The 13,550-nt window shown below is 62.1% G+C and carries 12 protein-coding genes; all 12 read left to right on the top strand.

What is annotated here, in order from left to right:
• Nucleotides 1-180 precede the first annotated feature (180 nt).
• Entirely contained in the window at nt 181-828 is a 648-nt protein-coding gene (locus ACYQ6J_RS02820; RefSeq protein ID WP_460182679.1) for a cobalamin B12-binding domain-containing protein, read from the top strand.
• Between the two features lie 367 nt (nt 829-1,195).
• Nucleotides 1,196-3,637 carry a tetratricopeptide repeat protein gene (locus ACYQ6J_RS02815; RefSeq protein ID WP_460182678.1) on the top strand — a complete coding sequence of 814 codons (2,442 nt, stop codon included), beginning with the start codon at nt 1,196-1,198 and terminating at the stop codon, nt 3,635-3,637.
• On the top strand, nt 3,634-4,200 hold the full coding sequence (gene flgN / locus ACYQ6J_RS02810; RefSeq protein WP_460182677.1) for a flagellar export chaperone FlgN: 567 nt from the start codon (nt 3,634-3,636) through the stop codon (nt 4,198-4,200). Before ACYQ6J_RS02815 ends, flgN begins: the two co-directional genes overlap by 4 nt.
• Nucleotides 4,201-4,281: 81 nt before the next feature.
• Nucleotides 4,282-5,187 carry a sensor histidine kinase gene (locus ACYQ6J_RS02805; protein WP_460182676.1) on the top strand — a complete coding sequence of 302 codons (906 nt, stop codon included), beginning with the start codon at nt 4,282-4,284 and terminating at the stop codon, nt 5,185-5,187.
• Nucleotides 5,188-5,240: 53 nt separating this feature from the next.
• On the top strand, nt 5,241-6,665 hold the full coding sequence (locus ACYQ6J_RS02800; RefSeq protein WP_460182675.1) for a sigma-54-dependent transcriptional regulator: 1,425 nt from the start codon (nt 5,241-5,243) through the stop codon (nt 6,663-6,665).
• Between the two features lie 377 nt (nt 6,666-7,042).
• Nucleotides 7,043-7,468: a flagellar basal body rod protein FlgB gene (gene flgB, locus ACYQ6J_RS02795; protein ID WP_460183299.1), complete on the top strand. Its 426-nt coding sequence runs from the start codon at nt 7,043-7,045 to the stop codon at nt 7,466-7,468.
• Nucleotides 7,469-7,554: 86 nt separating this feature from the next.
• Nucleotides 7,555-7,977: a flagellar basal body rod protein FlgC gene (flgC, locus tag ACYQ6J_RS02790; protein ID WP_460182674.1), complete on the top strand. Its 423-nt coding sequence runs from the start codon at nt 7,555-7,557 to the stop codon at nt 7,975-7,977.
• Nucleotides 7,977-8,276, top strand: a complete 300-nt coding sequence (gene fliE / locus ACYQ6J_RS02785; protein ID WP_460182673.1) for a flagellar hook-basal body complex protein FliE — start codon at nt 7,977-7,979, stop codon at nt 8,274-8,276. The genes flgC and fliE overlap by 1 nt, the downstream gene beginning before the upstream one ends.
• Nucleotides 8,277-8,329: 53 nt before the next feature.
• Nucleotides 8,330-9,988: a flagellar M-ring protein FliF C-terminal domain-containing protein gene (locus ACYQ6J_RS02780; RefSeq protein WP_460182672.1), complete on the top strand. Its 1,659-nt coding sequence runs from the start codon at nt 8,330-8,332 to the stop codon at nt 9,986-9,988.
• A 98-nt stretch (nt 9,989-10,086) separates the two neighbouring features.
• Nucleotides 10,087-11,184, top strand: a complete 1,098-nt coding sequence (locus ACYQ6J_RS02775) for a FliG C-terminal domain-containing protein (RefSeq protein ID WP_460182671.1) — start codon at nt 10,087-10,089, stop codon at nt 11,182-11,184.
• Nucleotides 11,185-11,247: 63 nt separating this feature from the next.
• Nucleotides 11,248-11,907: a FliH/SctL family protein gene (locus ACYQ6J_RS02770; RefSeq protein ID WP_460182670.1), complete on the top strand. Its 660-nt coding sequence runs from the start codon at nt 11,248-11,250 to the stop codon at nt 11,905-11,907.
• Between the two features lie 78 nt (nt 11,908-11,985).
• The gene (locus tag ACYQ6J_RS02765; RefSeq protein ID WP_460182669.1) at nt 11,986-13,500 is read left to right on the top strand and encodes a FliI/YscN family ATPase; all 1,515 of its coding nucleotides are present in this window, start codon (nt 11,986-11,988) and stop codon (nt 13,498-13,500) included.
• The last annotated feature ends 50 nt before the right edge of the window (nt 13,501-13,550 follow it).

The following is a 13,550-nucleotide window of genomic DNA, read 5'->3' as shown; positions in this document are numbered from 1 at the left end:
TGCCCCCGATCCAAGGGGACGCCGAGTTGGTCCGACGCGTTTGGCAGGACATCGACGCGTTGGGATACATGTATATCTGGCAGGTTCTGTTGTCTTTTTAAGGCACGCATGCGGCATTCGGCTCGGATTGAGGGGAATCAAAGCCGGGCCGGATGTTACCATCTTCGGAGGGGATTTCTCATGGCGGAAGGCAGCTTGTCGGAAGCAATCGCGGTCTGTGATGAGCCGCGAGTGATGGAATTGTTGCGGGCACAATTGGATGCAGGGGTTCCCGCAGGAGAGATTTTGGCCGAATGCAATCGGGGCATGATCGAATTAGGAAACCGCTTCAGTCGGGAAGAGTGCTTTTTGCCCGACCTGATGTTCGGCGGCATGATCATGAAGAACATCATGGCCGAGTTGGGTCCGCGACTCGGCCCGGCCGATGTGGAAACGGCTTCGCACAAAGCCACGGCGGTCATCGGCACCGTACAGCACGATGTCCATGATATCGGCAAAGACATCGTAGTCATGATGTTGCAAGGGGCGGGTTTCAAGGTGGTGGATCTGGGTGTGGACGCCCCGCCCGAGAAGTTCGTCGAAGCCATCCGCGAACACCGACCGGCGGTGGTGGGTATGAGCCTGCTGCTGACGACCTGCTACTCGTCGGTCGTGGCGACGGTAGAGGCCATCCGGGCGGCGGGGCTTCGCGACGGATTGGCGTTGATGGTGGGCGGCGCGGCCGCCAGTGAATTGCTGGCGGAAAAGGCCGGGTGCGACTTCTACGGCAAAACGGCGGCGGACGGCCTGCGTTTCGCCTGCCAAGCGGCGGGAATCGCCCAGGCCTAACGGCGCCCGTTTGTACGGACCGAAGTGCCATCAATCGCCTCGGAAAAGCTGCAGCGGTGGGGAAACCTCAGGGCACCCTACCACGTTATGCACTGCCGAGGTGCGCGCTGCCCGTCGGGAAATCCGGCGGCCGGCGAGCCGTGCTGATAGAGCCATAGCCATGATGCTCCGGGCTTCGTGCATAACCTAGTCTTGCGAAATTGCCCACGTTTCCGGTTCTCTGCCTTTTCCTTCCCATCAAATCGCATTGACACCCCTCGCGACTATTCGGTAGATAGCCTTCGGGGCTTCGTCGGCCTCTGGGAACGGATTCCCAATCCGGCCGAGAGTCACCTTGCGCGCCGTTGGAAAGGATTGAGCGGCGACTATGGTCGATGAGGAACTGCAACCGCAGTCGGAGGAAGAGGCTTCGCGGAAAAAGCCGGGCGGCGACGAATCGGCCGCGCCCGCCGCGGGGAGCTTTTTGCGCCGCCGGCGCTGGATCATCCTTGCGGGGGCGGTTTCGGTGCTGGTCACCGCCGGAATTACGACCTACCTGTTGCTGACGCGCGAACCGCCCATCACGGCCAAGAGCATACTCCAGGCCTTGGCGGACGAGGATTACGCCAAGGTCAAAGCGTTGGCGGATAAAGCCGTCGATTCCGGGAAAGTCGATGACGAGGCTTACCGCGCGGCCATGTTCGCCTTGGGCGTCTGGCATTCCCAAGAGGGTGATCGCGCGAGCGGCACCGAACGCAGTCGCGAATATGCCCTCAGCGCAGCCTATCTTTCGGCGGTGGGGACGGGCGGATTCCCTCCAGGTTGGGAGGCGAAGGGAAGATTTCTGCTGGGGCGGAGCCTGCACTTCTCGAATCGGTTCAGCGAAAGCCGGGTCGAACTCCGAGAGGCGGCCGGACTGGATTCCGAGTATCGGCCTCGCGTTCTGTGGTTGCTGGCGGAATCCTTTCTCTTGGACCGCCAACCGAACTTGGAGGAAGCGTTACGGTACAACGGGGAGTTCCTGGATATCCCGACGCTATCCGTGGAGAGTCGGAACGCGGCCTATCGCCGGCGAGCCGAGATTCTACTTGAGATGCGGCGCCCGGCGGAGGCGGCCGATGCTCTGAGTCGCTTGAGTCCCAAGGCGGCGCAAACGCCTGAGAGCGAGTTGTTGCGGGCGCAGGTCTCCATTCTAGAGGCGGAGTTGCTGGAACCGCTCGACGGCCCGGAAAAGCAGGCGAAATATCGCTCCAAGCTGGCGGAGGCACGGGAGATCCTCGGCGGCGTGGAAAAGCAAGCTCTGGCCGACGATGCCATCCTGGCGCAGGCCTCCTACTTGCGTTCGCGCTGTGCCGAATTGGCCGGAGATATCGACGAAGCTTTGACCGGTTATGAAAAGACGTGGATTCGCTTCGCAGGCCGACCTGAGGCCTGGGCGGCCCGATTTCGCATGGCCCAATTGAATCGGCGACTTGGTCGCGTGGAACAGACCGTCGACGGCCTCCGCGGTGTTCTGAGCGAGGTTCCCGACGCGGCCGCCTTCGTGAACCGTTGGGTTTCGTTGAACGAGGTCCGGGACGAGACGGGGGCGACCTTGCGGCAGTATCTGAACCAGGGAGAATTCGCCGCGTGCCTGCGTCTCACGGATTCCATGTCCCCGGTCTTCGCCGACAGTGAGATTCACGCTTTTCGCGCGGAGATTCATCGCGATTGGGGGCGGCACTTAGTCAACCAGGCCGAGGGCCGACCTCCGGGAAAGGCCGAGGGATTACTTCAGGAGGCGAGATTGCATTTCCGCCTGGCGGGCGACGAATATACGCGGTTGGCCAAGACCCGAGCGGCGACCAAAGCCTACTCCGAAGATTTGTGGGACGCGGCCGACAATTATCTGGCCGGTTGGTCGTTCAGTCGGGCGTCGCGCGTGCTGCGCGAGTATCTTCGGAACGAGGCCAAGCGGCGAAACTCGGTGGCTTTGCTGCGACTGGGGGAATGTCTGCTGGCAATGGGCCGCCTGGACGAGGCGCTCCTAGTGCTCAACGAATGCATGGAGTTTCACGCCAAGGACGCCGCTTCTTACGAAGCCCGATTGCTGGCCGCTCACGTCTATCAAGAGAAGGGGGATTTTGCGCAGGCGGAGAGCGTTTTGCTTCAAAACCTGAGTGGTGCGTTGGCGCCGAGTAGTCGGGAATGGCGAGCGTCGCTGTTTGCTCTGGGGCACCTGTATTACGAGGAAGGGAAGGATGCGGAGGCCGTGCCGCGACTGGAGGAAGCGGTGTCGCGCTACCCCCAAGACGAACAGACGGCCTGGGCGCGATACGAATTGGCTGAAATCTTTCGGCGGATGGCCGTGCAGGCGCTGGGATTGTCGTCGGAAGCCGCCTCGACCGTGGACGAAGGGCGACTACCCCTCCGCCGCGACGCGCAGAATCGCCTTTTGGCGGCCAAGGCTCATTATGAGGCCGTGCGGCAAATGATGAACGACCGCGCCAATCAACGGCAATTGCTCAATCCGGAGTTGGTGCTGCTGCGGAATGCCTATTTCGGCTTAGGCGACGTGTGTTATCGCCTGGGCCGCTTTATGGAGGCTTTGGAGGCCTATCATGCCGTGATCAATCGCTTCCAGTCTCGGCCCGAGGTGTTGGAAGCCTATGCGCAGATCGTGCGATGTTATCAAGCCATGGGACGCGGTCAGGAATCGCGCATCGCCTTGGAACAGGCCAAGATCGTTCTCCAGCGTTTGCCGGCGGATACGGACTTTGCGGCCTCGACGGTCCTGGACGCCGCGGGCTGGCGCGAACGTCTTCAAAGATTGGAAAAAGCATTGCAATGAACACGCCGTCGACGGACCGCATTTCGGCGGCTTGTCGCGGGCAAGCGGAAGCGAATCACTTTTTCGTGCGGATGATGGACGCGATGCCTCAAACTGCCGGGATTGTCACGGAAGGCTTGGCCTCCGCGGACCGCTTGGCCGACCTGGTTCGGCGTAAGCAGGCTTGTCTTGCGGAGTTGTTGGGCGTCTGCCGTCGCCAGTTCGAACTGGTGGAGAGCGGCGACGTCGAGGGGTTGTTGGAACTGCTGGCTTGGAAACAACGGTACTTGCAGGAAATCCAAAGGCTGGAGTCGGAATTTGCCCCTTATCGTCACGAAACGCCGGAAAGCCGGTCCTGGCGTAGTGAGGATTTGCGACGCGAGACGGCCCACAAACTGCAAGACTGCCGTCGCCTCTTGGCGGAGATTCTCGAAATCGAGCGGCACTGCGAGCAAAAGATGACCGCGAGGAGAGAGGAAATCAGCCGTCGATTGCACACGCTGCAAGACGCCGCGGAGGCTAGAAGGGCGTACGCCCGCGAAGAGCATGCCGGCGGCGACGCGGATGTCTTGTGGGAAGGCTGAGCACGTTCCGCGATTCGTCGGAAGGCGTGAATCGACGCTGGGAAAAGAGAGAGGGACGCCGCCGTGCGAGTGACCGACGCAATGAATGAAGCAGCATCACCGCTCACCATGAGCGAAGCGAGTTCAACGACGAACATGGCCGAGGATTGGGTCTTGCCCTCGGCGGAGGACGGTTTGGGGGTCGTGTTGCAGGCCTGGCAGGCGGCCACGGTACGGTTGGAAAAGACGCACGAAGCCCTACGTGCCGAGGTCAAGCGCCTGACGGATGAACTGGAGCGCAAGAATCGCCTATTGGCCCAAAAGGACCGCTTGGCCGACCTCGGGCGAATGGCCGCCCATATCGCCCATGAATTGCGCAACAGTTTGGTTCCCGTCGCGCTCTACGTCAGTCTCTTGCGGCGGCATTTAGAGCGGGATGAACAAGCTCTGGAAATTCTGGAGTGCATCGAGGCCGCGCACCGCGCCGCGGAGAGCACGGTCACCGACCTTCTGCAATTCACCGCGGAGCGCGAGCCTTGTTGGGAGTGGGTTTCGGTGGCCGAGGTTTTGAGGTCGGTCGCGTCGGCGCTGCAACCGCAGGCCGATGCCCAAGGCGTGACAATGATTGTGCAATTGGAGGGGGAGTTCTTGGTCAGGGCCGACCGCGAAATGCTGCGTCGTGCCGTGTTCAATCTGGTGCTGAATGCTTTGGACGCAATGCCGCAAGGGGGAAGATTCGTTTTGCGAGCGGTGCAGAATCCCGAGGAATGGCGTATTGAAGCCGAAGACGAAGGGCCGGGCTTGGAGGAGGAGGCCTTGCGCCGGGCTTTCGAACCGTTTTACACCACCAAAAAAGGCGGCACCGGCTTGGGATTGGCCATCGTCAATCGCGTCGTGGAACTCCACGGCGGCGAGGTGGACGTTGCCAACCGCCCCACCGGCGGAGCACGCTTTACCCTCGTGTTTCCGCACAGGACCGCCGCTGCGCCGGGGTGCGACCCGCGGTGAATGGGTATAGGTACGCCGTCATCGCATTGAAGAAAGAGGAAAGCCGGGGAGCCATGAAACGCAGACAAGTCCCGACCGTCGAAACGGAAGGTCGCGGAACGGTTTTGGTCGTGGATGATCATGCCGCCGCCCGCGCCTCGGTCGCCGACGTGTTGCGGAGATGCGGATACGTCGTGACGGAATGTTCCAGCGGCGCTGAAGCCTTGCGCGCCGTGGAGAAGACGGATTACGACTGCATCATCACGGACCTGAAGATGCCGGGCATGTCCGGTTTGGAATTGATCGCACATCTCGAGCGTCGCCGTCTTCGAGCGCGAATCATCATGGTGACCGCCTACGCCAGCGTCTCCTCGGCGGTGGCGGCGATGAGGATGGGCGTCTTCGACTACATCGAGAAGCCCTTCGATTTGGAACAACTGGAGAAGTTGACGGCGGAGGCGGTGCGTCATGCCCGACTGTTAAATGACCGCAGCGCCGGACAGAACGGCAAGGCCGGCGGTCTCGCGGAACCGCCGGTGATGATCGGACGAAGTCGGCCGATGATGGAGTTGCGGGCGAAAATCGAGCAGGTGGCCGCCACGAGCGAAACCGTCCTCATTACCGGTGAGAGCGGAACCGGCAAGGAATTGGTCGCCAAATGGATTCACGCGACCGGCCCCCGGCGTCTCGGCCCGTTCGTGAGTGTGAATTGTCCGGCTTTGGCCCCGCATCTGATGGAAAGCGAATTGTTCGGGCATGAACGGGGAGCCTATACCGGCGCGGATTCGGCTCGGGCGGGCAGGTTCGAAGCGGCGGACGGAGGCACACTGCTGTTGGATGAAGTCACCGAGATCGGTTTGCCGCTCCAAGCCAAGTTGCTCCGCGTGTTGCAAGAAAAGGCGTTCGAACGGGTGGGGTCGAGTGAAACTCAGTACGTGGACGTCCGTGTGATCGCCGCCACGAATCGCGACTTGAGTCGCGAGGTGGCGGAGGGGAATTTCCGCGCGGACCTTTACTACCGGCTTGCGGTTCTGCCGATCGAAGTGCCCCCTTTGCGCGAGCGCCGAGAAGACATTCCCGAATTGATCGCGTATTTCCGGTCGCGTTGCGCTCAACGTTTGGGGCGAGAGGTTCCCGAGATGGATCGATCGGCTTTGGATGTTCTGGCTGAGCACGATTGGCCCGGCAACGTGCGGGAATTGGAAAACATGGTCACTCGCTTATGCGTGTTGGAGAATACGCCTCGCATCTCCGCGGACCGATTGCGCAAATGGCTGCCGGTCGAATCGCGTTCGCGACCCGAATCTTCGTTTGAGATTCCGGTGGGAATGACAATCCCGGAAATGGAACGACAATTGATCGAGAAAACGCTCGAGCAATACGGAGGGCATCGTTCCAGGACGGCCAAGGCTTTAGGAATCGGCGTCCGCACGCTGACGGATCGTCTGCGTCAGTACGGCTACGCACCGCGGACGAAGGAGTTCCGCCGGGCCGGATAACGGCGGTTCGGCCTCATGATCGGAGAATGATTTTTCGGGGCGATGTCGGATTCCGAGCAGGATGCGGGGCGAAGGGGATTCGGCGAAAGTCGCCGGTGACTTCGGCGAGAAGTGCCGATTCTCTCCGGGCGCGAGGCGGGCGGAGGACGGTTGCACCGGCCGGGGGGGCCGTGACGCAAGATCGGCATTGGAAAGAGTTTCGGATCGCGACCGGAAGCCGCGGCCGGACGTCATGACGCATTGGGAACGACGGTTGCAACACGGTCGACTGCGATCGACAGGCGGAGCAAACGTTGGTGGGATCGACAAGCGTTCGGCCTCGCTGTTCCACGGGTAAGTGGAACGATTTTCGACCGACGGGAGGCGCAAACTTGAGCATGATTTCGCGGTTATTCGAATCGACGACGATTCCCATTTTGGAGGAGGTCGTCGGCTTCGCGCAGGCCCGGCACACGGTCTTGGCCGGGAATTTGGCGAATATCGATACGCCGGGGTACACGGCGCGGGATCTTCCGGTGGAGGCATTCCAGGCCGAGTTGCGAAAACGGATTGAGGCACGGCATCAAATCCCCGCCCTGTCTCCCGGTGATGCCCAATATGCGGAGAGGGGGCGTGAAAAAGTCCCAGCGTCGGAACGCTGGGCCGACCAGGCCAAGACGCTACTCCGTCACGACGGCAACAATGTCACCGTGGAACATCAAGTCAGTGAGATGGTGAAGAATCAGATGCAGCATAACGCGGCCTTGGCCGTGATGAACAGTCAATTTCGTTTACTCTTGACGGCGATTGGGGAAAAGGTGTAAAGACTGCTCCCCGGCGCAAGCTCGCGACGTCGGACCGACCGGCACGCGCAAGGGGCGGGCCGACGCGGCGGAAAGGAACGCATTCCATGTTCTCAGCGCTTGATATCAGTACCAGCGCTCTGGTGGCGCAACGTACCCGGATGACGGCGATCGCCGGCAATATCGCGAACGTGACGACGACACACAACGAGGCGGGAGAACCGCAACCCTATCAGCCCCGGTACGTGGTCTTTCAGGCGGATCCCAGCGTCGGTTCGCACGGAGCGGCGGGGGTCCGCGTGGCGGCGGTCAAGGCGGATACGGATGTCCAACCGCGGTACAAGTACGAACCGGGCCACCCGGACGCCATCCAGGACGGACCGTGGAAGGGGTATGTGGCCTATCCGGATATCAACATCATGACCGAGTTCACCGACGCCCTGGAGGCCGCCCGCGCTTATGAGGCGAACCTTGGAGCGATCGAAGTCACGAAGGACATGGCCCAGCAGACGTTGAGGATTCTGGCCTGATGAATGCGATCGGACCCATTCAACCTTCGGGAATTCCCCCGCTTGCGGCGGGATTGCAGGCAAAGCCCGCCGGCGGCGCCGACGGCTTCAAAGACATCCTCCTGCAGTCCGTACGGGAGGCGAACGCGTTGCAGCAGGAGGCGGATGCCGCCGTAGAGCGCATGGCGGCGGGTGAGGACGTTACGACCGCCGAGGTTTTGACCGCCGTGCAGAAGGCCGATATCGCCTTCAAGCTGATGATGCAGATTCGTAACAAGCTGGTCCAGGCCTATCAGGAATTGCAGGCCGTCCGCGTGTAAACGGCCCGGATGCGACCGACGACCTTTGAGCGACAGCGGAGGCGAGTCCACGGATGGACTTCATCAACAAAGCCTGGGATCAGCTTCGCGACGTCTTCGTCTCCATGACGCCTGGGGCGAGAATTACTTCCGCCTTGCTTCTGGCGGTGGTCGTGATCAGCCTGGGCTACTTGTTCATGTACTCCGGATCGGCTCCCGACTGCTATCTGATGAACGGCGAGTATTTTACTCCCGCCGATTTGCCGGCCATGGAAGCTGCGTTCGCGGCTAAGGGGCTGAATGACTATCGCGTAGAGGGAACGCGGATCCGAGTCCCTCGCGCGCAGCAGGACAAATACATGGCCGCCTTGGCCGAGGGCAACGCGCTGCCGTACAACTACCTCGACATCTTGGAGCGGACTTTGAAAGAGTCCGGTTCTTTTGAAAGCCGCTTCAAGCTCGAAGAGCGGATGAAGGTGGCTCTGCAAAAGGAGTTGTCGCGGGTCATTAGCCAGATGGCGGGCGTGCAGAGCGCCGTGGTGATGTTCGATCGGACGACGCGCGGCGGACTCCAGCGAGAAACGGTGACCACCGCCGGCGTCGCGGTGAAGTCGGTCGGCGGACAGGAGTTGCCCGAGAACGTCGTTCGCTCGATTCGTTACTATGTCGCACGCAGCATCGGCGGACTCAAGCCGGAGGACGTCGTCGTCACCAATATGGACACCGGGGCGAACTACTACGCCGCGCCCGACAACGATCCGCAAGACGCGGCAGGGTTTTACGCCGTCAAACGATCGTGGGATTCCTACTTCGCATCGCAAGTGCGGGCGGCCCTGGGGTACGTACCGGGAGTGCTCGTCAGTTGCAACGTGGAACTCGATCCCACGCGCTCCATGACGCAGGAGCAGGTCAAGCTCGATCCCAAGGTGGTGCCGTTGGACGTGACCGAGGACAGTCGCACGCGGCAATCGGATGCGGGACCGGGAGGGCGCGTCGGATACGTGGCGCAGGGCAATACGCCTCGAGCCCTCAATTCCGGTTCGACCGGCAGTCCGACGGAAAGCGAGGAGGAGACCCGTCGGACGGAGCGGAACGCCGTAGGGCAAACGGTGGTGCGTCAGGAGACCGCCGGCTATCCCATTAAGAAGGTCTCGGTGTCCGTTGCCGTTCCCGCCGGCTATTTCCGCAAAGTTTGGCTGCAATCCCAACCGGCCGATCCCAATAACGCGAACGCGCCCAAGGAGCCGACGCCGCAGGAATTGGACAAAATCCGAACCGACGAATTGGCCAAGATTCGCACCCACGTGCTGACGCTTTTGCCGCAAGCACAGGACGGTACCGACCCCAATCAACTCGTCACCATCACGGATTTCGTGGATATGCCGACCGTGGCACCGACGCCGCCCGGCGCGGGCGAACAGGTGTTGGAATTCGTGAGCCGATATTGGACGACGTTGGGCCTGATGGGGCTGGCCCTGGTGAGCTTGGTGCTGCTGCGATCCACCGTGCAGGGAAGAACCGAATCGACGTCTCCCATGGGATTACCGGAGATGGCGGCAGCCCCCCGGGTTGAAGAAGAACAGGCCGAGGAAGTCGGTAAGGAATCGAAGGCGAAGAAGTTGTGGAAAGACGCCGGGAGCAAATCTCTGCGAGAGGAATTGGCGGAATTGGTCTCGGAGGACCCTGAAACGGCGGCCAACATCCTGAAGACTTGGATCGGTAATCCGGTGTGATGCCGAACAATACGAAAGTCCTCGGGAAGGGACGGCGAGTTGAGCAGTTTCCCGGCCTCCCTTCCGGCAAGAGCTCCCCCAGCGGACAGGATGCGGAAATGACGGGATTGCGAAAGGCGGCGGTGTTGATCGATACGCTGGACCCTTCCGCGGCGGATCTGCTCTTGGAGCGGCTTTCTCCCGCCGAGGCTGAAAAAGTACGCACTGCTTGGATGGAGTTGGGAGCGATTTCGCCGCAGGAACGAAGGCAGGTCTTGGACGAGTTCCGGCAAATGGCGCCGAAGATCGTGCAAGTTCGGTTGGAAAGCAAGGAAGAGCCGCGATCCGCGGCATCGCATCTTGCCGCGGCACAGGCCGTCGCACGGGGTTCCGCGTCGTCGAGCGTTGGTGATTCCTCCGCAGCGGAGTTGCGTGATCGGCCTTTTCGAACACTGCTGGATGCCGAGGCGGACAAGGTGGCCGGCATTTTGCTCAACGAGCGCCCGCAGACCGTGGCGCTGGTCCTCTCGCATCTTCCCCCCCAGCAATCGGGCGCGGTATTGGTGCGCTTGCCGCCGACCCTTCAAGTGGAGGTCATGCGGCGGTTGGTGGACCTCGAGGAAACGGATCCGGAGGTCTTGAAAGAGGTGGATCAAGCTTTGCAGGCCAAGCTTTCCGACGTGGTGGCCATGCAGCGACGCCGCGTGGCGGGTTGGTCCGCCGTGACGGGGATTTTGCAAAACGCTCCCCAACCCGTCGGCGATCGACTGCTCCACACCATCTCCCAACTGGCGCCGGACCTCGCCGACCGTCTGCCGACGGCGCCGTTCTTCGATTTCAATCACCTGATCCGCTTCGATGATATCTCGTTGGGGGTGATTTTCGAGCACGTCGATTTAGCGGTGACGGTCTTGGCGTTATGGGGAACACCCTTGGGTTTTCAGGAACGAGTTTTGGCCCAGTTGCCGTCGGAGCAGGCGGATCGCGTGCAGCGCGAAATGGCGGATTTGGGACCGGTGCGACTCAGCGACGTCGAGGAGGCCCGGCGGAGAGTTGCAGAGACCGCCCGGCGCTTGGCCGCCCAGCAGCGGATTCGCGTGCCGCCGGAATTGAAGCATCTTCGCACGCCTGCCACGGCGGCGGGGACGGACCACGGCGGCGGCGACGGAGGGACGCGGGCGGCGGAGAGAGCGACCTTCGTGAGAGAAGTCGCGTGACGGATGCCGCCGGTGTCTCGGCGAATGGGGGCGGTTCGGTTTATCGCATGAGTGGTGGTGACGATGGCTACGGTGATCAAGTCGGGCGATTCCTCGGCGGCTCAAGAGACCGTGCCCTTCAATTTTGAGGACCTTACCGCCCGGGCACAGCGATACTTGGAAGGCATTCGGGGCGAGGCCGCCAAGATCATTGCGTCCGCTCACAAAGAAGCCATTGCCATTCGTAAGCGGGCGGAAGAAGAGGGGCGCCTGGCTGCGCGGCAGGAGTTGGCGAAGATCGCCGCGGCGGACTTGGACCGCAAGTTGGTAACCCTGCTGCCCGCGCTGCGGGACGCCGTGAGACAGATCGAAGAGGCGAAACAGAGTTTTTTATCGCAGTGGGAGAAAGGTGCGGTGCGTCTGGCGGGAGCGATCGCCGCGAAACTGGTCCGGCGGGAGGTGGAGCGGGATCCCCAGGTGGCGCGGCCCTTGGTCCGCGAGGCACTCGAGTTGGCCGCAGGTGCGGCGCACTTGCGACTGAGACTGCATCCCCTGGACCATGCCGCTTTGGCGCCCCAAGCCGAGAAACTATTGAAAGAATTGGCTCCGGCGGGAGATGCCGAAATCATCTCCGATCCGACAATCACACGCGGAGGCTGCCGCGTGGAGACTCAATTCTGCGTGATCGACCAACAGTTCGAGCGGCAACTGGCGAGGATTGAAGAGGAGTTGACGGGAAGCTGAGACGCCGCCCGATGTCGTGAGGACGCGGATATGTCGTGAAGCACGCTCGTCGGTGCGACGGAGACGGGAAAGCGAGTCATGGACTGGGTGGAACAATTGCGGCCGATCATGGCGGCGGAGATACGGGGGACGGTGGTCCAGACCGTAGGGATCACCGTCGCTGCGGCAGGTTTTCCCGCTCCTATCGGCGCCGTCGCCGAAATCGAACGCCAGGGGACCGCACCGATCCGCGCCGAAGTGGTGGGATTCAAGAACGACCTCACTCTGCTGTTCCCGTACGGGGATCGTCAGGGTGTGCGCCACGGCAACACGGTGCGATTGGCCAAGACCGTCCGGTGGTTGCGGGTCGGCGCGGGATTGTTGGGGCGGGTTATCAACGCCGAAGGGCTTGCCGTGGACGGCAAACCGCAGCCTCTCCTCTCCGATCGGGTGTACTACGATGCCGCACCGCCGCATCCGTGCAGTCGTCCGCGCATCGATGAGCCTCTGCCGACGGGAATTCGCGTCATCGACGGGTTCCTGACGTGCGGCAAGGGGCAACGTTTGGGGATTTTCTCTGCGGCCGGGGTTGGGAAAAGCGTACTGCTGGGAATGATGGCCAAGTACACGGCGGCCGACGTCAACGTCATCGCATTGATCGGTGAACGGGGCCGAGAGGTCAACGACTTCTTGGAGCGGGACCTTGGTCCCGAGGGACTGGCCAAGAGCGTCGTCGTGGTGGCCACCAGCAACGAACCGGCCGTGCTGCGGGTGCAGGCCGCGTTGGCGGCCTCCGCAATCGCCGAATACTTTCGTGATCAGGGCAAGGATGTCTTGCTGCTCATGGATTCCCTCACACGCTTCGCCCTGGCTCAACGCGAGATCGGATTGGCGGCGGGAGAGCCTCCGACCACGAAAGGTTATACACCCAGCGTCTTCGCCCTGCTGCCGCGATTGGTGGAAAGGGCGGGAAGAAGCCCGGCGGGGGCTATTACCGGCTTCTACACCGTGTTGGTCGAAGGAGATGACCCCAACGAGCCGGTCGCGGACGCCGTGCGCGGCCTGCTCGACGGGCATATCTGGTTGTCGCGGAAACTGGCCGGCAAGGGACATTTTCCGGCCGTGGACGTGACGGCCAGTTTGAGCCGGTTAATGCCGGACATCGTCCCTCAGGAACACAATCGCGCGGCGATGAAGTTGCGCGAACTCCTGGCGGCCTACCGCGATCACGAGGACCTCATCTCCATCGGCGCGTACCGCCGCGGTAGCAATCCTCTGGTCGACGCCGCGTTGACCATGCGGGAAGAGGTCGACGGATTCCTACGGCAAGACATGCGAGATCGCGCCGAATATGCCCAGACGGTCGCGCGACTCACGCAATTGGCCGACCAAATTGCGACCGCCGCGGCAAAATCGGCTTCGCAACGCGTCGAATCGGTGGGGCAGGGCGGCGTCGCGGGCGGCAACGCCGCGGCGGGCGGCGGACCGCAAATGGCTAGGCAAACGACCGGCACCGGTACGCAGGCGGGTGGGAACGGAGGATCGGGCGTCGCAAGGCAAGGTCGCACGCCGGGAACCGGTGCGGTATCCGGCCAAGCGGCGGGAAAGGCGTAGCGTCCTGGCGGCGAAAGATGGCAGCGGCGGATTTTGGGCCGGGATTGACG

Source organism: Thermopirellula anaerolimosa (assembly GCF_054657335.1).
This window is presented reverse-complemented; position numbering and strand designations above follow the sequence as displayed.

Bases quoted from the DNA above. Each gene is read 5' to 3' on its own strand.
- ACYQ6J_RS02820 (WP_460182679.1), top strand. From the start codon at position 181: ATGGCGGAAGGCAGCTTGTCGGAAGCAATCGCGGTCTGTGATGAGCCG.
- ACYQ6J_RS02815 (WP_460182678.1), top strand. From the start codon at position 1,196: ATGGTCGATGAGGAACTGCAACCGCAGTCGGAGGAAGAGGCTTCGCGG.
- flgN (WP_460182677.1), top strand. From the start codon at position 3,634: ATGAACACGCCGTCGACGGACCGCATTTCGGCGGCTTGTCGCGGGCAA.
- ACYQ6J_RS02805 (WP_460182676.1), top strand. From the start codon at position 4,282: ATGAATGAAGCAGCATCACCGCTCACCATGAGCGAAGCGAGTTCAACG.
- ACYQ6J_RS02800 (WP_460182675.1), top strand. From the start codon at position 5,241: ATGAAACGCAGACAAGTCCCGACCGTCGAAACGGAAGGTCGCGGAACG.
- flgB (WP_460183299.1), top strand. From the start codon at position 7,043: ATGATTTCGCGGTTATTCGAATCGACGACGATTCCCATTTTGGAGGAG.
- flgC (WP_460182674.1), top strand. From the start codon at position 7,555: ATGTTCTCAGCGCTTGATATCAGTACCAGCGCTCTGGTGGCGCAACGT.
- fliE (WP_460182673.1), top strand. From the start codon at position 7,977: ATGAATGCGATCGGACCCATTCAACCTTCGGGAATTCCCCCGCTTGCG.
- ACYQ6J_RS02780 (WP_460182672.1), top strand. From the start codon at position 8,330: ATGGACTTCATCAACAAAGCCTGGGATCAGCTTCGCGACGTCTTCGTC.
- ACYQ6J_RS02775 (WP_460182671.1), top strand. From the start codon at position 10,087: ATGACGGGATTGCGAAAGGCGGCGGTGTTGATCGATACGCTGGACCCT.
- ACYQ6J_RS02770 (WP_460182670.1), top strand. From the start codon at position 11,248: ATGGCTACGGTGATCAAGTCGGGCGATTCCTCGGCGGCTCAAGAGACC.
- ACYQ6J_RS02765 (WP_460182669.1), top strand. From the start codon at position 11,986: ATGGACTGGGTGGAACAATTGCGGCCGATCATGGCGGCGGAGATACGG.